Genomic DNA, 18892 nt, shown 5'->3' on the forward strand with positions numbered 1-18892 from the left:
CGCCGTTAGGGGAGCTTCGATCGGAAGCAAGTCCAAAGGAAAGAGGGGATGGACCATGAGGGAAGCCGTTATTGTTTCGATAGCCCGCACCGCCGTGGGCCGGGCCAAGAAAGGCAGCTTGGCCGACACGCGGGCGGAGGATATGGGGAAGGCGGTGCTCGAAGCCGTGATGGACCGGGCTCCCGGGCTGAAGAAGGAGGAGGTGGAGGACGTCATCATCGGCTGCGCCATGCCGGAGGGAGAGCAGGGGCTTAACTTCGCCCGGATTCTCTCCCTCTACGCCGGCTTTCCGGTGACGGTGCCGGCGCTGACGGTCAACCGGTTCTGCTCCTCGGGTCTGCAGTCGGTAGCCTTTGCTGCCGAGCGCATCATGCTCGGTCATGCCGATGTCATCATCGCCGGAGGAGTCGAGAGCATGAGCCATGTGCCCATGACCGGCTTCAAACCGTCCCCGCATCCGGGGATAGTGGACCGGATGCCGGAGGTGTACATGGGCATGGGGCACACGGCGGAGCTCGTAGCCGACCGTTTCGGTGTCAGCCGCGAGGACCAGGACCGGTTCGCCGCGGCCTCTCACGCGAAGGCGGCGCAGGCGTTGGCCGAGGGCCGGTTCCGTGAGGAAATCGTGCCTCTAGCCGTTGAGCGGACGCAGGTCGACGAGCAGGGGAGGGTGAAGACGAATGCCTTCGTCTTCGACACGGACGAGGGCGTCCGGCCGGATACGACGGTCGGCGTGCTGGCCGGCTTGAAGCCGGCGTTCCGGCTCGGCGGCAGCGTCACGGCGGGCAACACGTCGCAGATGAGCGACGGGGCCGCCGCTGCCGTGGTGATGAGCCGGGAGAGGGCGGAGGCGCTCGGACTGAAGCCGCTTGCGACCTTTCGGTCCTTTGCCCTCGCCGGGGTAGAGCCGGAGATAATGGGAGTCGGCCCGGTGAAGGCCATCCCGAAGGCCCTCAAGCAGGCGGGGGTGGCACAGGACGACATTTCCCTTTTTGAAATTAATGAGGCCTTCGCTTCCCAATGCCTGCATGTCATCCGGGAGCTGGGACTCGAGGAAAGCAAGGTCAATGTCAACGGTGGGGGGATTGCGCTGGGGCACCCGCTTGGCTGTACCGGAACGAAGCTGACCGCAACGCTTATTCATGAGCTGCGGCGGCGGGGCGGGGGGCTTGGGGTCGTCTCGATGTGCATAGGCGGGGGGATGGGAGCCGCCGGCGTATTTGAGGTTCATGCGGAATAGAATTCACTAAGCGGCCAAAGGAGTGAGAGCATGGGCAGAACGGTCGGAGGAAGCTTTATTATCGACGAAATCGACTACAAGAGCACGGTGAGTCCGGAGGATTTTACAGAGGAGCACCGGATGATCGCCCAGACGACGGAGGATTTTGTGGAAGGCGAGCTGGTCCCGCGGGATGAGGAAATCGAGAAGCTCGATTACGAGCTGACGGTGGAAATGCTGCGCAAGGCGGGCGAGCTGGGACTTCTCGGTGCGGAGGTGCCGGAGGCGTACGGCGGACTAGGCCTGGATAAAGTAAGCTCGACCTTGATCAATGAGAAGCTGACGAAGGCGGGCTCCTTCGCCCTGTCGGTAGGGGCCCATGTCGGGATCGGAACCCTGCCCATCGTCTACTTCGGAACGGAGGAGCAGAAGAAGCGCTATTTGCCGGAGCTGGCGACCGGGGCGAAGATTGCGGCCTACTGCCTGACGGAGCCCTCCTCGGGCTCGGATGCGCTCGGGGCCAAAACCACGGCCGTCAGGTCGGAGGACGGCAGCCACTATGTGCTGAACGGAACGAAGCAGTTTATTACGAATGCCGGCTTCGCGGATGTGTTCATCGTCTATGCCAAAATAAACGGAGCCGAGTTCAGCACCTTCATCGTCGAGCGGACCATGCCGGGGGTAAGCATCGGCCCCGAGGAGAAGAAGATGGGGATCAAGGGCTCGTCCACTTGTCCGCTCATTCTGGAGGACGTGCGGGTGCCGGCGGAAAACCTGCTGTGGGAGGCGGGAAAAGGGCATCTCATCGCCTTCAATATCCTGAACATCGGCCGCTTCAAGCTGGCGGCGGGCTGCCTCGGGGCTTCCAAGGACGCCATCGGGCTGTCGGCCAAATACGCCAACGAACGCACCCAGTTCGGAAGGAAGATCTCCTCCTTTCCCTTAATCGCCGCGAAGCTCGCGGACATGAATACCCGGGCCTATGTGCTCGAGAGCATGGTTTACCGCACGGCCGGTCTCCTGGATCATGCGTTAAGCGAGGTGGATTCGGACAGCAAGAACGCGGGAAGCCAATCCGCCAAGGCGATCGCGGAGTATGCGATCGAATGCTCAATCAACAAAGTGTTCGGCTCGGAAACCCTCGATGATATTGCGGACGAAGCGGTGCAGATTCACGGGGGCTACGGCTATATCCAGGAATACAAAGTAGAGCGGATATACCGCGATTCGCGGATCAACCGTATTTTTGAAGGGACGAATGAGATCAACCGCTTATTGATTCCCGGAACCTTGATCAAAAGGGCAATGAAGGGAGAGCTGCCTCTCCTGCAAAAAGCGATGGGCTTGCAGGCGGAGCTTCTGCAGCCGATGCCCGCTCAAGTGTTCGAAGGGACCTTGGAGCAGGAAGCCCACCTGATCGCAATGGCGAAGAAAATCTTCCTCCTGGCGGGCGCCCAGGCTGTGCAGAAATACCAGATGAAGCTGGAGCAGGAGCAGGAGGTGCTGAGCCGTCTCGCCGATATGATGATCGACGTCTACGCGGCCGAAAGTGCTCTCGCCCGTACTCGAAAGCTCCTCGACCGGAATGGGGAAGCGAAAGCCGGTCTTGCGGTTAACATGACCACGCTATTCATACACGAAGCCTTCGGCCGGATAGAAGAAAAGGCGAAGGAAGTGCTCGCCGCCATGGAGGAGGGGGATATGCTGCGAACGCAGCTCTCCGTCCTGAAGAAGCTGACCCGCAGCATTCCGGTGAATGCGATAGAGCTGAAGCGTCAGGTCGGAGCAAGAGTCGTTCAAGCCGAGAGGTATGTTCTGTAGGCCGTACATCCTTGCTTGCTGAAAAGGGGGAAGAGGGGTGGTCGACACGTCCAACCGTCCATGGTTAGCCCATTATCCCGCCGAAGTGCCGCCGACTTATGATTACCCGAAGCAGAATGCGGCCCGGTTTCTCCTGGAGGCCGCCCGTGATTATCCGGAGCATCCCGCACTCGATTTCCTGGGCTTCCAGATGACTTACCGCAAGCTGCTCGATTCCGCTTACCGTTTTGCTCATGTTTTGACCGGACTCGGCCTGAAGAAAGGCGACCGGGTTGCGGTCATGCTGCCGAACTGCCCGCAGACCGTCATCGCCTATTACGGCACGCTGCTCCTGGGAGGAGTCGTCGTGATGACGAATCCGCTCTATACGCCGAGGGAGCTGGAGCATCAGCTGAAGGATGCCGGGGTAAAGGCAGTCGTCACGCTGGACCTCCTGCTCTCCCGGGTGCAGAAAGCCGCCGGCGCCGAAGGAACCGGACCGGTCCTTGTCACGTCGATCCGGGATTATCTGCCTTTTCCCAAAAACCTGCTCTACCCCATCAAAGCCAAAAGGGAGGGGACTCACCGCAAAATCGCGTACGGAAATGGGGTTTATTCCTTCGTTAAGCTGTTGGAACGCGCGTCCTCGGTCCCGATCGAGGAGAAAGTAGAGGCCGGTCAAGACCTGGCCCTCCTTCAGTACACCGGAGGAACGACCGGTATTGCCAAAGGAGTGATGCTTACCCACGCCAACCTGATTGCGAATACGATCCAAACCCAGCTGTGGTTTTACCGGGCTAAGAAGGCAAAGGAAACCTTTCTCGCGGCTCTGCCCTTCTTTCATGTGTTCGGGCTGACCGTGCTTCTCAACCAGGCTGTCTATCTCGCGGGCAAGCTTATCCTCGTGCCCCGGTTCGAGATCAATCAGCTGCTTGCGATCATGGACCGGCAGAAGCCCTCGGTCTTCCCCGGGGCCCCGACCATGTATATATCGATTATCAATCATCCCTCGGTCGCCCGGTATGATCTCTCCTCCATCCGCATCTGCATAAGCGGGGCAGCCCCCCTTCCGCTTGAGGTGCAGGAACGGTTCGAGAGCTTGACCGGCGGGCGGCTCATTGAAGGGTACGGGCTGACCGAATCCTCTCCGGTCACCCACGCCAACCCGATCTGGGAGAAGCGCAAGGTCGGGTCCATCGGCATCCCGTTTCCCGATACGGAGGCGAGGATCGTTCATCCCGAAACGGATGAGGAGGTGGCGCCGGGCGAGATCGGGGAGCTGACCATCCGGGGGCCGCAGGTCATGAAGGGCTACTGGAACCGGCCCGAGGAAACGGCCAAGACGCTGCGGGGCGGCTGGCTCTATACCGGGGATATGGCGCGGATGGACGAGGACGGGTATTTCTACATTCTGGACCGGCGTAAGGACCTCATTATTGCCGGAGGCTATAACATCTACCCGCGCGAGGTAGAGGAGGTGCTGTTCGAGCATCCCGATGTGGAGGAAGCCATTGTGGCGGGAATCGTCGATCCTTATCGCGGAGAGACGGTCAAAGCCTATGTCGTGCTGAGGCCGGGAGCCGAGAAGAACGAGCAGGAGCTCCACGCCTTTTGCAAGGAACGGCTTGCCGTCTACAAGGTGCCGAAGGTATACGAGTTTCGCGACAGCCTGCCGAAAACACTGGTGGGCAAAGTGCTCCGCCGCAAGCTCATTGAGGAGGACGCGGAACGAATTCGCCGGCAGTCTAGTGAATCGGAAGAGGGAAACGGTGCAGGATAAGAGGGGCTAGTTAAATAAAAAGGAGGAGGAGAGCATGGAGGCCGGTTCCGAAAAGCTGGAAGCCTACCTGAAGGAATTGAGCCGCGCCGCCGAAGGAACCTTCTGGGATTTCATTGGCTGTCAGATCGGGGAATGCCATCGGGAGAAGGTGGTCGTGACGCTCGGCATTCAACCTCATCATCTCAACCTGATCGGGATTCTTCATGGCGGGGTCCATGCCGCCATGATTGATTCCGCCATGGGCATAGCGGCCATGGCGTCGAGGCCCCAAGAGACGGTGGTGACGACGAATCTCCACCTTCACTATGTGGCCCCCGTCCGTCAGGGAACCGTGACGGTGACGGCGGAGATCGTCCACAGTTCCCGAAGGATGATTCACGCCGAGGCCCGCGCGTGCAATGACGGCGGGGAGCTGCTCGCCTTCGGAACGGGGACGTTCCGCGTCATCGAGAAGTCCCCGGGCGGGGGTCCCGCCTGATCAGGGCTTCCCGCGGAGCGGGAAACCCGCGTCCAACACGAAAAGAACGGTCCGCCTAAGCGAACCGTTCTTTTCGTGCTGGGCGGCCGTGGTGCCAGGCTTGGCACCTGGGAGCAGCCGGGTTCTCCTGCCGGCTTACAGGCCGAGCATGAACTGAACCGTTTTGTCCCCGAAGCCGGGAAGCCCTTCATGGCCGAAGTCCGGATAGATCTCCAGGCTCTTCGGAGCGGTAATCTTGTTATAGGCCGCGAATTGGGTGGAAGGAGGGCAGGTAACATCCATCAAGCCTACGCCCATCATCACTTCGCCGCGGATGCGCTCGGCCAAGTATTGAATGTCGATATAGCCGAGACGGGTGAAAATTTCATCCTCGCGCTTATGCTGCGGATCGAAATGGCGGAAGAACGTTTTGAGCTCCGCGTAGGCGTTGGCGGCGAGATCCATTTCCCATACCCGGCGGTAGTCGCTCAGGAAGGGGTAAATCGGGGCGAGCCGCTTGATCCGCGGTTCAAGAGCCGCACAGGCGATCGTCAAGGCTCCGCCCTGAGAGCCGCCGTAGGCGCCAACCCGTTCAGGGTCCACTTCCGGCAGACCCATGGCAATGCCCGCAAGCTGGGCCGTGTCGAGGAAAATGTGACGGAAGAGCAGGTTATCCTCGTGATCGTTCAGCCCGCGAATAATGTGCCCGTGATGGGTGTTGCCCTTCACTCCGCCGGTGTCCTCCGACGAGCCGCCTTGGCCGCGGCAGTCCATGGACAGGACCGAGTAGCCCAGGGCCGCGTAGACGAGCTTGTCGCTCCAGTCCCCGGCATGTCCGGTGTAGCCGTGGAATTGAACGACGGCCGGATGCTTTCCTTCTTTCTTGGGACGCACGTATTTGGCATGAATGCGCGCTCCGCGAACTCCCGTAAAATACAGGTCAAAACATTCCGCGAACGGAACCTGAAATGCGGAAGGCACCAGCTCGACCTGCGGATCCACTGCTTTCATTTCTTCCAGTGCGCGCTCCCAGTAAGCATCGAAATCTTCGGGACGGGGGTTTCGGCCTTGATAAGCATGAAGCTTATCCAAGGACATATCGACCAACGGCATGATGACACCTCTCCTATGTATTGGATAATATCGGTTTCTATCATATTATAATTTTCCGGGTTTTGGAACCTTCAAATCAAGGTAAAGCCGGAATCCGCAAACGTTGGCACCCGTTATGCAACCATTGTCCGCCGTCAGAGGGACGGGTGGATTATCCTGGGGAAGAAAGAAAACCAAAAGACAGGAGAGGCCTATGACCATACCAAGAAGATGGCACGAGAAGCCTATGCGGATCATTGACTTTATCCCCCCCGAGCCGGACCGGTTCGAGAACTTAAACGTGGAGCAGCAGTACCGGATCCGCTTGGGACTGGGGTTTAATGCCGAGCACGTCGAGGTAAACGATGTTTCCCTGGGGGAGTCCGGGATTACCTTTTACCCGTCGGAGGTGGCGCTGGAGGTCCGGAAGGATGTTTTGAAGGAAATCGTCGAGACTTATGATGCGGAGGCGCTGCGTCCGTTAGTGTATTTTAATGTTCACTGGCTAGCCCCGTCTCTGTCGGAACGGCATCCCGAATGGCTGCAGCTCGGGGAAGACGGGCGGATGCTCCCGAGCGCGTATGGAGCCGGGGGCTACTCCTGCGTGAACTCGTCTTTCCGCGAATATGCCTTCGGGACGATCCGCGCGCTGGCCCGTTATGCAATTGGCGGGATCTTCCTGGATGGCCCGATCTTCCGCGAGGACGGGTGCTACTGCCCGGCCTGCCGGGAGCGGTTCCAGGCCGAATATGGCCATGAAGCTCCCGCGGCTCCCCGGCCGGGGAGCCGGGAGGACATCGAGTGGGCTGCCTTCCGAAGAAGCTCGATCGCGCGGTTCATGGAGGATTCGTCCTTGGTTCTCAAAAAGCACCGGCCGGAGGCCATCATCTATATGAACAACCCGCAGCTGGCCCCGAACCGGCTGTGCAGCCGCGACAACCGTATGACGGTTCCCTACCAGGACATGCTGTTGGCCGAAGGGGGCTTCCTGGGCGGGGACCTGCGGACCCTCCCGGTTTGGAAGCCGGCCGCGACGGCTCTTCTGCTGGAGGCCCAGGCCGGAGGCAAGCCGTACTGCGTGGCTATCGCCGGCCGGCAGTCGCCGTGGTCCCGCTATCTGCTGACCCCGGCCGAAACGTGGCTGGCCCATGCAATGGCCGTGGCTCACGGGGCTTGGACGTGGTACGGGGTGTATAACGACAACAACCGGGACACCCGTATGCAGACGGTCGGGGAGATCAACGCCTTCCTGAAGGAGCACGAGGAATGGTACACCGGAACCTCGTCCGCCGCCAGAATCGGCCTCGTATGGTCCTATGCGACCGCCAACTATTACCAGACGACGGCGGCGGAAACCGACTTTACCGATGCCAAGACTTCGGTCGGGGACCGGCGCAAGAACGATTCCCGCAAAGCCTTCCACGGATGGTTCGACCTCCTGTCGCGCAGCCGCATTCCGTTCGACCTTCTGGACGATACGTCCCTCACCGACGGCAGTCTGGAGAAATACGAAGCCGTCATCCTGCCGGGCGTAAGCTGCCTATCCGCCGCTGAAGCGGAGGCCGTCCGCCGGTATGTGTCGGAAGGGGGCAAGCTGATCGCGACCTTCGATACCGGCTTCTATGACGAATACGGCAGGCCCCTTGAAATGTCGGCCTTGTCGGATGTTTTCGGGCTGGAAGGGGATGCCGCCGTTAGGGTCTGCCAATATGATCATGTTCCGGTTCCCGAAGGAGAAGAGCTGTTCCGTTCCGTTGACCAGACCCTTGTTCCCGCTCCCGGGCTGGTCGTAGAAGGGCAGGCGGCTGCGGATGCCCTCCCCATCGGGTTTTATCGGGAGCCTCAAGTCTCCCGCTACTGCGAGCTGCCTCCGGCGACGGAGCATCCTTTTGCCATTCGAAACGGGTACGGGAAAGGAACGTGCCTCTATGTGACGGGGAACGCGGACACGATGTACGCGGACTACTCACTACCCGAATACCGCACGATGCTCGGGGAGGCGGCGGCCGCCATGTCCGCCCCGCAGGTGGAAGTGGAGTTCGAGGCGGAGCTTGAATCCGTTCATCTTTCCCTGAGGCGCAAGGACGAGTCGCTCGTGCTGCATCTGATCAACTATACCGGGTCGATGACCCGGCCCCTTACCGGCATCTTGAAGCAGCGCGATGTCGCCATTCGGATCAAGGATATTCCTGAGGGTGAGTGGGCCGCATCCGCTCTGCGCACCGGAGAAGCCTTGCCGGTCACCCGCCGGGACGGCGGGTTAGCGGTCCGGCTGCCGGAATTGGACGAGTATGAAGTCATCGTGTTCTCCCCGGTTCAGGTCTAAGAAAGCAAAACCGGTCAAGAGGAAGCTCTTGGCCGGTTTTTTGTGCACGGAAGAAAGGCGGGGGACGCCAGGACGCGGTCCAACGTCGTTATTTTTTATAAATATGAAAAATATTCATTGTTAAGAAAAAACAGCTGTGCTAAGATTCAAATAGGAAATAGGTTCCAAACCTATAAGGGACAACATGTTCATCGAGAACAATTCCAATACATACACCAATGCGGTGTTCGGCGGGTACCAGTCGTTCATCGCGCGACCGATTACAGCGATACGTTCCCGATCATAACCAAAATGTCCTTTAACAGCGGCGGCACCATTATCAATACGGGCCCGTTGACCCCGGGAAGCAGCTATACCGGTTATCGGGTGACTTCGTACGGGACAACGCGGAGTTAAGCGGGGTAACGGCCAATACCACCTCGGGCAGCAGCACGATAACGGTTAATAATTCGGCCAACATTAAGGTAGGCGACTACATCCTGGTAGCCGGGACCAATTCGGTCGGCAAGGTGCTCTATGTGTCCGGAAATACCGTGCAGGTGGATAAACTTTATTCCGTGGCATTAAGCGGGGCTTCGGTTTTCCTACTGGGCTCCGACGATTAAACCGTTTGGGTTGATCTCGCCGTAAGGATGAGCTGCAAGGCGGGGAATGCTCAAGAATCCCATTAGGTTTTCTTGTTCGTTCCCCGGTCCTCTTAAGCGGATAGGAGGGGGAGAAGGTGAAGAAGTATGCGCTCGTTGGGGCAGGGGCCAGGGCCCTGCATATGTTTGCCAAGCCCCTAACGGAGGAATTTCAAGAAAAGGCCCGGTTGGTTGGCGTCTGCGACGTCAATCCCATTCGGGCGGAACGATTAAGCGAAGACTGCGGAAAGGTTCCCGTCTACACCGAATTTGACCGGATGCTGACCGAAAGCGGGGCCGAAATCATTATCGTAGCGGTTCCCGACCACCTTCATCATGTTTATGTCGTGAGCGCTCTGGAAGCCGGGTGTGATGTCATTACCGAGAAGCCGATGACGATCGATGCGGAGAAATGCCAAGCCATTCTGGAGGCGGAGCGCAGAACGGGCAGAAGCGTGAAGGTTACGTTTAACTGCCGGTTCATGCCTCATATGGCCAGGATTAAACAGCTGCTGAAGGATGGAGCAATCGGAACAATCCGGAGCATCCATATGGAATGGAGCCTCGACGGGGTTCACGGAGCGGATTATTTCCGGCGGTGGCACAGGAGGATGGAGAACAGCGGCGGATTGCTCGTTCATAAGTCGACCCATCATTTTGATCTCATCAACTGGTGGTTGGAGGACGAACCTGAGGAGCTTTATGCCTATGGGCTTCGGAATGTGTTTGGAGAGGGCAGAAGACCGCATGGAGAACGGTGCCTCACGTGTACCCATACAACCTCCTGTGAGTTCTACTACGATATCACGAAAGACGAGTTCGCCAAACGGTATTACCGGGAAGCGGAAGAGGAGGACGGGTATCTTCGGGATGCCTGTGTTTTCGTTGAAGAGATCGATATCTTAGACACCTTCTCGGTTAACGTAAAATACTCGGGAGGGACGCTGCTGACCTACTCCTTGTCCACAAACAGCCCATATGAGGGATGGAAAGTGGCGATTCAAGGGACGAAGGGGAAGCTGGAGGCGGAGGAGTATTATAGCGGGCCCCATGCAGCGGAACCCCCTCCAGCCATCAAGCTGTATAACCGGAGGAATGAACGGATCCTTTATGAAAGTCCCCGGTCTCCCGGCGCTCATGGAGGAGGGGACTCGCGTCTGAGAGCTATGCTGTTCGAAGGCGGAAGCTCAGACCCTCTAGGGCAATTAGCGGGGGCGTGGGCAGGGGCCATGTCCCTTCTAATAGGAGCGGCGGCCAATCGGTCGATTCGGGAAGGCAGGCCGATTGCTGTCAAGGAGCTTCTGAAAGGAAAAGGGTGAGCATTGGGAATCACGGGGACCCCTCTTAAAAGTTATTTTGCAAGAACATGTGATTTTGTGTATATAAAAAGTATTCATTGATAGGAAATTGGTTTTGTAGTAGGATGGTCCGGTAAGGATATTTTTGGAAACCATCCAACTGATTTCTACTCGAAGGGCGGCGGTCTCAGGTGAGTTCACTGGAAGGAAAAATCATACTGATCACGGGCGGGCTGGGGACATTGGGCAGCTCCGCCATCCGGCTTTTTCTAAAGCAGGGAGCGACGATCGCGGCCAGCGACCGGAAGGCGCTGCAGGAGCATCCTGCTGTGGAAGCGGCAGTGGAGCCCTATGGAAAGGAGCGGTTCCAATACTTTCAGGCGGATGTAACCGATGAAGCGCAGGTCCAGGAACTGGCCGAAGAAATCGGCCGACGGTTTGGCGCGCTGCACGGGCTCTACCATAATGTATATGTGAACGTGGCCAAGCCGCTGCTGGAGCTAACCCTGGAGCAGTGGGAGGATTCAATGCGCGGTTCCTTGACCAGCGCGTTCCTCGTTTGCAAGTACATGCTGCCCCTGATGATTCGCTCCGGCGGCGGTTCCATCGTGAATACGTCTTCCATCATCGGCCAGGTTCCGCTCAATAACTATTTGGCTTACGGAACGGCGAAAGCCGGAATGAACCAATTCACCCGACTGGTGGCGAAGGACTATGCTTCCCAGGGGATCCGGGCCAATGTGCTCGTTCCGGGGGATTTCAAGTCTGATGAGTTCCTGGAGTCCCCGCCGGATTCGTTCCGGGAGATGATGGGGAACATCACCCTGCTAGGCCGCAGCGCAAGGGCCGATGAAATCAACGAGGTGGCTTCCTTCCTATTATCGGACGCTTCCTCTTACGTAACCGCTTCTCTGTACTCGGCCGATGGAGGGTTCCGGCTATGAAGCAGTGGCTGTATCAGGACCATACCCGGGAGGAAATTTCCGAGAAAGCGGCAAACGGCTGGATGGCTGTCGTTCCGCTGGCTGCGACGGAGCAGCATGGCCCCCATCTGCCGGTCTTTACGGACAGCATTATATGCGGGCACCTGGCACAGGAGGCGGTCCGCCAGGCCGCCGATTCCATCCCGGTGCTCTTGTGTCCGATGCTTCCCATCGGCTGCTCCCAGCATCATCTTTCTTTCGGAGGAACGCTTTCGTTTTCTTCGGCTACGTACCTGTCGATCCTTCGGGATATGGGAGAAAGCCTCGTCTCCAACGGATTCCGCAAGATCGTCTTTCTTAACGGACATGGCGGGAACGATCCGATCATGCACCAGACCGCGAACGACCTGGCCGTCAAGCATCCGATCTGGACGGCATCGGCTTCCTACTGGAGTGTGTCCCGTGAGGCCCTTCAGGAGAGAAATGCGGGCGAGGTCGGGATGGTCCCGGGACATGCGGGAGGCTTCGAAACCGCCGCCATCCTCGCCCTTCGGGAGGAACTGGTCCGTACCGAACGGATCACGGGTTCTCATACAGAACGGCCTTGGATCAACTCGGGGCCGCCGGGTGCTTTTATCGGCCGTCACGGGGAGCTGACCGGAGCTGACGGCTTCACGGACGCTCCTCATAAAGCCACCGCCGAGAAAGGAAAGCTTTATTTGGAGGCCATTTCCGGCAGCGTGGCGGATTGGCTGGTGCAGGTGTACCGATCGATGGAGCAGGGGGAGAATAGCCTATGACCTCGACGAATACAGCCGGGAAGAAACCTAAAGTCGCGGTGATTGTAACCGAGTACCGGTTTAATTCCCATGCGGATGTTATCCTGGGCCGGCTCCTTGGCCACTATGGGTATTCACCCAGAATCGAAGTGGTTTCCCTTTATACGGACCAGGTACCGGATAACGACATGAGCCGGGAGGAGGCCCGGAAGAAGGGCATACCCATTTACCCGACCATTGCGGAGGCCATAACGGAACCTCATAACAAGGATGGAATAGACGGGGTAATCATCATCGGCGAGCACGGCGATTACCCCGTGAACGAGAAGAAGCAGAAGCAGTATCCCCGCTTCCGGTTACTGAACGAGGTGCTTCAAACGCTGTCCGATCTGCAGAGAAACGTACCGGTTTTCTCCGACAAGCATTTGTCCTACGACTTCCGGGAAGCCGTCCTCCTGTATGAACGGCTTAAGCAGCAGGAGATTCCCTTCATGGGGGGATCGTCCATTCCGTTCGTCGAGCAGGTTCCTTCTTACGACCCCGGCCTTCTCCGCCAGGTGAAGGAAATTCTCGTGGTCAGCTTCTCGATTGGAATCGAAGCCTACGGGTATCACGGGTTGGAGGTTCTTCAGTCACTCGCGGAGCAAAGGGAATCGGATGAGACCGGAGTCCGTTCGATCAACGCAAGAATGGGAGAATCGGTGTGGGAGGCGGCTGACCGGCAGGAATGGCCGGAGGACCTGATGCTTGAAGCCCTACGCACTTACCCGGACGTTTCTTTGGAGAAGCTGCGGGAGAAGGAGCCGGCTCCGGTGCTGTTCGAGATCGACTACGAGGACGGCACCAAAGGGTATGTGGTGCACTTTCTGGAGCTGGTTCAGCAATGGGGCTTCGCCTTCCGCACGGTGGAGGGGACCACGGCAGCGGCTCGCTGCAACAGCGAATTGGAACGACCGTTCGGTCATTTCGAAACCTTCACCCGGCTCATTGAGGAGTTCATTCTTACCCGTAAGCCGCCGTTTCCTATGGAAAGAACACTTATGACGACGGGGATGATCGATTTGGCCATGGAATCCTTATATCTCGGCAAGCGGTTGGAAACCCCGGAGCTCAGCATCCATTATGGAAAGGGGAATGGCAGGGATACGTGTCAGGCAGGAAGGGAGGAGGGGAAAGATGGACGATAAAGCGTTATCGTCTCCCAAGAAGAAGATGCCTTTCTCCATGGGGGTAGAGACTGACAGGTATGTATACGTATCGGGCCAAGGCGGCCTTGATCTGGGAACGGGGGAAATCGTCGGACCCGATCTGGAAGCCCAGACCGTCAAAACGATGGAAAACATTCGCGAGGTGCTGGCCTCCTTTAAACTGGATTTATCGGATATCGTAAAAGTGAACGTCTACTTGAGCGATAGGAGCCTCTATGGCGAATTTAATGAAATTTACGCCCGGTTTTTCCAGGAGCCTTATCCGGCACGAACCTTGGTCTATTGTGAATTGAACTACGATCTGCTCGTAGAGATTGATGCCATTGCTGCCGTAAGGAACGGTTAACCGGATCGGAAGACCCGATAAGGAGATACGGCACCAAGCCTATTAAAGAAAGCCCTCTAGTGGAAGCTTGCTTTCCGTTTAGAGGGCTTTGGCGCGTTTCGGGGAAGGGTTGGAGTGTCCGATCCCGTTAGAATAAAGTTTCAAAATAGGAACTTTGGGTAATATACTATGGAATAATGTCTTTTTAATCGAATGAACAACATTCATTGCTTTATAAATTGGAGGTCAAATCATGCATCGCGTAAACTTGGACCAAGATACCTTTAACAGCCAGGTATTTCTCTTTGCTTCTTTCGGTATTGGTCTTGTTGCTCCTGACGGTTTGATTCTGGCCGTTAACCCTGCCGTGGAACGGATCCTAGGTTATTCGGAAGAAGAGATCAAGGGCGAGCGGTTCGGATGCTTCTTCCATCCCGATGAAACGGTTAAAAACATAGATGATTTGAAGCGAATAATGAAGGAAAACGAAACAGAAGTGCAGCTGGAGAAGCGCTACGTAAGAAAAGACGGTGAAACCGTTTGGGCGCTCCTCTCCGTTCGTGTATTCCGCAACACGGATGGATCGCCGCATCATTACATCGCCCAAGTGATCGATATTTCGAAGCAGAAAGAGACGGAAATTCGGCTTCAGGAAACCGTGGAACGGTACACTTCTCTGAAAAAGTATAACCATGACGCCATTTTGTCATTTGATCTGAAAGGGAAGATCATAAACGGAAACGCCATGGCCGAGAAACTTACGGGTTATAAAATTGAAACCGAGCTTAGGGGCAAAAAACTTGCCGATCTGATCGGTCGTCCGAATGTGGAGCGTATTCTCGCTGACGCGCTTCATGACAATACGGTCGAGAGGGAAATCGATACGCTTGTCGGCAAAGACGCCCAGGTCATTGAAGTGCTCACAAGTATTGCTCCCATTTTTGTAAATAGTCAAAACATCGGTTTCTATCTCATTTGCAAGGACATTTCTGAGCAGAGAAGACTGGTGGTAGCAAAGGAAGCGGCGGAAGCCACCAACAAAGCCAAGAGCGAATTTCTAGCTATGATGAGTCATGAAATCCGTACACCGATGAACGGCGTGATCGGGATGACCGAGCTCTTGCTCGATGGCCAACTCAGCGAGGAACAAAGGGATTACATTGAAGTTATCCGCAACAGCGGGGAAACACTCCTTTCTATCATTAACGACATCCTGGACATTTCGAAAATCGAATCGGGAAGAAGCGAATTGCAAGAGGAGACGTTTGAGCTGCGGAAGATCATCAAGGACAGTCTGTCTGTTGTATCCAAGAAGGCGGACGAAAAGAGTGTGGGAATGGCCTACACGATTAATCATGATGTGCCCGATTATATATACGGGGACGCGGAACGTCTCAAACAAGTGCTCATGAACCTGCTCGGAAACGCGGTCAAATTTACGCCAAGCGGAAAGATATCCATTGAGGTCCAAAAGGCAAAGGGAAATCAGCTTTTGGAATTTATCGTGACGGATACGGGAATAGGGATACCGCCCAACCGGCTGGAAGACATTTTTGAACCTTTCTCCCAAATCGACAGTTTCATGAGCCGCAGGCACGATGGAACTGGTCTGGGACTGGCAATTAGCAGAAAAATTGTCGGACTGATGGGAGGAACTATCTATGCGGAAAGTGACGGGAAGAGCGGTTCCACCTTTCACTTCACGATCAGATTAAACGAAAAAACGGTTGAGGACATCAAAGAAGATGAACACGTTTCATCATCAATAGACTCGGCGAATATATTGATTGCTGAGGATAACGCGATCAATACCCTGGTGCTGAAGAAAATGCTGGAGAGAATGGGGCACCGAGTATCCGTGGTCTTGAACGGCGAAGAAGTGATTGAGGCTGCAACTAAGAAATCATTTGATATCATTTTTATGGATATCCACATGCCTGTTTTAAATGGCTTAGAAGCGACGCGGGTGATCAAAAAAAAACTGGCATCCGAGAAGAAGCCTCGTATCGTGGCGGTGACCGCAAATGCGTTAAAAGGCGATCGGGAAAAATGCCTGGACGCGGGAATGGATGATTATATCAGTAAGCCAGTTAAACTTGAAGTCTTAAAGGAAATTTTGAAGCAGCATGCTCCAAAGGCACGTACTACAAAGCTGGTAAATTAGATCATTCAAAGTAGCTAACCTGCCAAAAACTCCGTACCGTGCACGGAGTTTTTGCAATTTCCCTAACAAAGTCATTTCTGACGGGAAAAGGGACGCCCCGGACGGCGACGGACGTTTCCTGTTAATTTAGGTTCATATTCGGGTCTGGTTTACTAACGTCATCTAAATGGCCCCTATCCATCCATTGGTTTGACGTATAGCCCCAACGTTTGACCCATATAATCGGCGTCTTTGATTTCGTGCATGTTTATCCACTTATCGCAAGCAAGTGCAGGCGGCGTCCCCCTTGCCAATTGTCGATATTTTTCCCCTGTACAGGCACTTGTAGGCCCTAGCCCACATAAACTAAACCATTCTCATCTTGGGGGTGGCGGCAAGTGCCTGGTTTTTTTGCGGCAATCGCGCTTTTCATTAAAGAATTAATGCTCCTCGTTTCGTATGTAAAGAACAACGCATTTCCCCAGCCGCTGGCGGAAGCCGACGAAATGAAGCATCTGAAAAGAATGCAGGAAGGAGACCAGGTTTCTCGCAATCTACTGATCGAACATAATCTGCGGCTCGTGGCCCATATCGTCAAAAAATTCGATAATACCGGGGAAGATTTGGAAGATTTAATTAGTATAGGGACCATAGGCTTGATAAAGGCCATAGAATCCTACTCCCCGGACAAAGGGACGAAGCTCGCAACATTCGCGGCACGCTGTATTGAGAATGAGATCCTGATGCACCTTCGGTCGCTAAAAAAAACGAAGAAAGACGTGTCGCTGCATGATCCGATCGGAACGGATAAAGAAGGCAACGAGATCACGCTGATTGACATCCTGGGGACCGAGAGCGACGATGTCGCGGAGAAAGTACAGCTGAAGATTGAGAAGTCCAAAATCTATGGACATTTGGATATATTGGATGAGCGGGAGCAGGAGGTCATCCGCGGCCGGTTCGGACTGGATACGGGCGGGGATGAACGGACGCAGCGGGAGATAGCGAAGGAGCTTGGCATCAGCCGCTCCTATGTATCGCGGATCGAGAAGCGGGCGCTGATGAAGCTTTACCATGAGTTTTATAAGGTGAAACGGTGAAGGTTCAATTGAAGAAGTAACCGGTGACCTAGGGAGTTAATCTGCTTGTTAAGAAAATCCTGTTAACGAATCGCCGCGATGGAATGTTGGGAAGCTGCCGATTTCAGAGCTTGTCTTTTCGTATTCGCTAAAACCCTAAAGACGAAACGAGCCTTAGAAGTGATTCTAGGCTCGTTTTTCTTTTGCAAAGCAGGGTCTCAACAAGGCTTCTGAATTCGCAGGTCGCCCGATTGGTTCCAACTCGTCACGTCTCTATATGTTGCCCCTTGCGACTTTTGCTTTCACAGCAGGGCAGCAGAAATTCCACACCAGAATGACCAGAGACTTAACACTCCGCTTGTATAACCTGTAATCATAAATAATCTTCACTATAAAAATAGCCGAAAGTCAAACTGACCTTTCGGCTTCTGTTATTAATTATGCGTTACTACGGCACCCGAGCCGCCGTACATATCTAACTCCCCGTCAAGCTCCAGCTTCAAAACGGAAACATGTTCGTGTGCATCTTCGGGTGTCATGTGAATCCAGGTTGTTCCCGGGATGTTGAACCAAGGCACTCCCCCGTGGATAGCATGCTTGAGCTCTTTGCCCGAATGAAGAACGGTAATTCGATTGATCATATTCGATAACCCTTTAAGGCAAACACTTTCTTTCGGATCGTCATAAACGAATAGATAGAGGGTTTTCCGATCTTTGGATACCGTGCTGCCGCCCAAAAAATACCGGGTATGTATTCCTTCATCCGTCTCGTAGACAGCTTCTTCATGGGTTCGTATCCAATCGCCAAGACCCAGTAAAATATTTTCCTGTCTGGGATCAATCGTTCCATCTTCCATTGGTCCAATATCGAGAAGCATATTACCGCCCAGGGTAATACAGTCACAGAACATCCGGATGATTTGTTTCAGCGTTTTGTAGTGATTATCCCGCGGCTGGTATCCCCAAGAGCTGTTGATGGTGGTGCAAAATTCCCAGGGTCCCTCCGGCCTGGTGATCGGCAGACCTTGTTCGGGCGTTCTATAATCGCCATGGCCCTGCAGCCTAGAGTTGATGATCAACTCAGGATTAAAGGACTTGAGGTACTGCTTAAAGGCAGGAAGATTCCATTGCTCGGCACTGCGTTCCCAGTCTCCGTCAAACCACAAAAGGTCGACTTTACCGTAGTTCGTTAACAGTTCTTGCAGCTGGTTGTTATTGAATTCGAGAAACTTTTGCCATCTGCTCTCATCCTGGATGCCGTCTTTCGGGTTAGAGAAACGGTTGACTGTACTCAGGTCATCCGGTACTCGGTCACCTTCGAATACACTGGGGTAATCCGGATGGGACCAATCGATGAGAGAAAAATACATCCCGAGCCGGATTCCTTCTTTGGTGATGGCTTCGGCATACTCTTTGAGGAGGTCGCGTTTGGCCGGGGTCTTCTTCACAACGTTCAAATCGGAGTACTGTGTATCCCATAGCGCAACCCCATCATGATGCTTCGTCGTCAATACGGCATATCGAGCCCCGGATTTTGCGATGAGATCCGCCCACTTATCCGCATCGAAGTTTTTGGCCGTAAAGCCTTCCAATTGCTTCATATAATCTTCGTGTGAGATCCTCCCGTTATAGAAGGACCAAGACTCGGCAATTCCGTTAACCGCATAGATCCCGTAATGAATGAATATTCCAAGCTTCGCTTCCTCGAACCACTTCTGCACAGCCCATAACCTCCCTTGCGAAAAAGATATATCAATTATATCACTAACTCTTTTAGCTGCAAGACGGGGCCACACCCTTTTTTTCTTGGATATGGTAGCATCCGTATACAGAAAGACAA

At 55.2% G+C, this 18892-nt stretch carries 14 protein-coding genes; 12 read left to right on the forward strand and 2 right to left on the reverse strand.

Annotated features, from left to right (window positions below):
* The first annotated feature begins 55 nt into the window (after positions 1-55).
* From MJA45_RS08505 to MJA45_RS08520, 4 genes are read left to right on the forward strand one after another with little or no spacing between them, the layout of a single operon-like run.
* A complete protein-coding gene (locus tag MJA45_RS08505; protein WP_315606833.1) occupies positions 56-1240 on the forward strand; it encodes an acetyl-CoA C-acyltransferase in 1185 nt (394 codons plus the stop codon).
* A 30-nt stretch (positions 1241-1270) separates the two neighbouring features.
* Positions 1271-3040 carry an acyl-CoA dehydrogenase family protein gene (locus MJA45_RS08510; RefSeq protein ID WP_315606834.1) on the forward strand — a complete coding sequence of 590 codons (1770 nt, stop codon included), beginning with the start codon at positions 1271-1273 and terminating at the stop codon, positions 3038-3040.
* 37 nt (positions 3041-3077) lie between these two features.
* Complete coding sequence (locus MJA45_RS08515; protein WP_315606835.1) at positions 3078-4799, forward strand: long-chain-fatty-acid--CoA ligase; 1722 nt, start codon at positions 3078-3080, stop codon at positions 4797-4799.
* A 34-nt stretch (positions 4800-4833) separates the two neighbouring features.
* Positions 4834-5277: a PaaI family thioesterase gene (locus MJA45_RS08520; RefSeq protein WP_315606836.1), complete on the forward strand. Its 444-nt coding sequence runs from the start codon at positions 4834-4836 to the stop codon at positions 5275-5277.
* A 135-nt stretch (positions 5278-5412) separates the two neighbouring features.
* Here the strand turns inward: MJA45_RS08520 and MJA45_RS08525 are convergent, their stop codons facing one another.
* Positions 5413-6369, reverse strand: coding sequence for an acetylxylan esterase (locus MJA45_RS08525; RefSeq protein ID WP_315606837.1), 957 nt, complete (start codon positions 6367-6369; stop codon positions 5413-5415).
* Positions 6370-6562: 193 nt separating this feature from the next.
* Between MJA45_RS08525 and MJA45_RS08530 the strand changes: the two genes are divergently transcribed.
* The 8 genes from MJA45_RS08530 to sigK all read left to right on the forward strand — a co-directional run bounded on the left by MJA45_RS08530 (position 6563) and on the right by sigK (position 17073).
* Entirely contained in the window at positions 6563-8674 is a 2112-nt protein-coding gene (locus MJA45_RS08530) for a beta-galactosidase trimerization domain-containing protein (RefSeq protein WP_315606838.1), read from the forward strand.
* Positions 8675-9395: 721 nt separating this feature from the next.
* Complete coding sequence (locus MJA45_RS08535; protein WP_315606839.1) at positions 9396-10616, forward strand: Gfo/Idh/MocA family protein; 1221 nt, start codon at positions 9396-9398, stop codon at positions 10614-10616.
* A gap of 170 nt (positions 10617-10786) precedes the next feature.
* A complete protein-coding gene (locus MJA45_RS08540) occupies positions 10787-11539 on the forward strand; it encodes an SDR family NAD(P)-dependent oxidoreductase (RefSeq protein ID WP_315606840.1) in 753 nt (250 codons plus the stop codon).
* A complete protein-coding gene (locus MJA45_RS08545; RefSeq protein WP_315606841.1) occupies positions 11536-12318 on the forward strand; it encodes a creatininase family protein in 783 nt (260 codons plus the stop codon). The genes MJA45_RS08540 and MJA45_RS08545 overlap by 4 nt, the downstream gene beginning before the upstream one ends.
* A complete protein-coding gene (locus MJA45_RS08550) occupies positions 12315-13484 on the forward strand; it encodes a hypothetical protein (RefSeq protein ID WP_315606842.1) in 1170 nt (389 codons plus the stop codon). Before MJA45_RS08545 ends, MJA45_RS08550 begins: the two co-directional genes overlap by 4 nt.
* The gene (locus MJA45_RS08555) at positions 13474-13851 is read left to right on the forward strand and encodes a RidA family protein (RefSeq protein ID WP_315606843.1); all 378 of its coding nucleotides are present in this window, start codon (positions 13474-13476) and stop codon (positions 13849-13851) included. Before MJA45_RS08550 ends, MJA45_RS08555 begins: the two co-directional genes overlap by 11 nt.
* Positions 13852-14083: 232 nt before the next feature.
* Positions 14084-15994: a PAS domain S-box protein gene (locus MJA45_RS08560; RefSeq protein WP_315606844.1), complete on the forward strand. Its 1911-nt coding sequence runs from the start codon at positions 14084-14086 to the stop codon at positions 15992-15994.
* A 377-nt stretch (positions 15995-16371) separates the two neighbouring features.
* The gene (sigK, locus tag MJA45_RS08565) at positions 16372-17073 is read left to right on the forward strand and encodes an RNA polymerase sporulation sigma factor SigK (protein WP_315606845.1); all 702 of its coding nucleotides are present in this window, start codon (positions 16372-16374) and stop codon (positions 17071-17073) included.
* A gap of 413 nt (positions 17074-17486) precedes the next feature.
* Here sigK and MJA45_RS08570 read toward each other — a convergent pair whose 3' ends face one another.
* Positions 17487-18773, reverse strand: coding sequence for an alpha-L-fucosidase (locus MJA45_RS08570; protein ID WP_315606846.1), 1287 nt, complete (start codon positions 18771-18773; stop codon positions 17487-17489).
* Positions 18774-18892: the final 119 nt, after the last annotated feature.

The sequence above is a fragment of the Paenibacillus aurantius genome, from assembly GCF_032268605.1.
GTDB lineage: Bacteria > Bacillota > Bacilli > Paenibacillales > NBRC-103111 > Paenibacillus_AO > Paenibacillus_AO aurantius.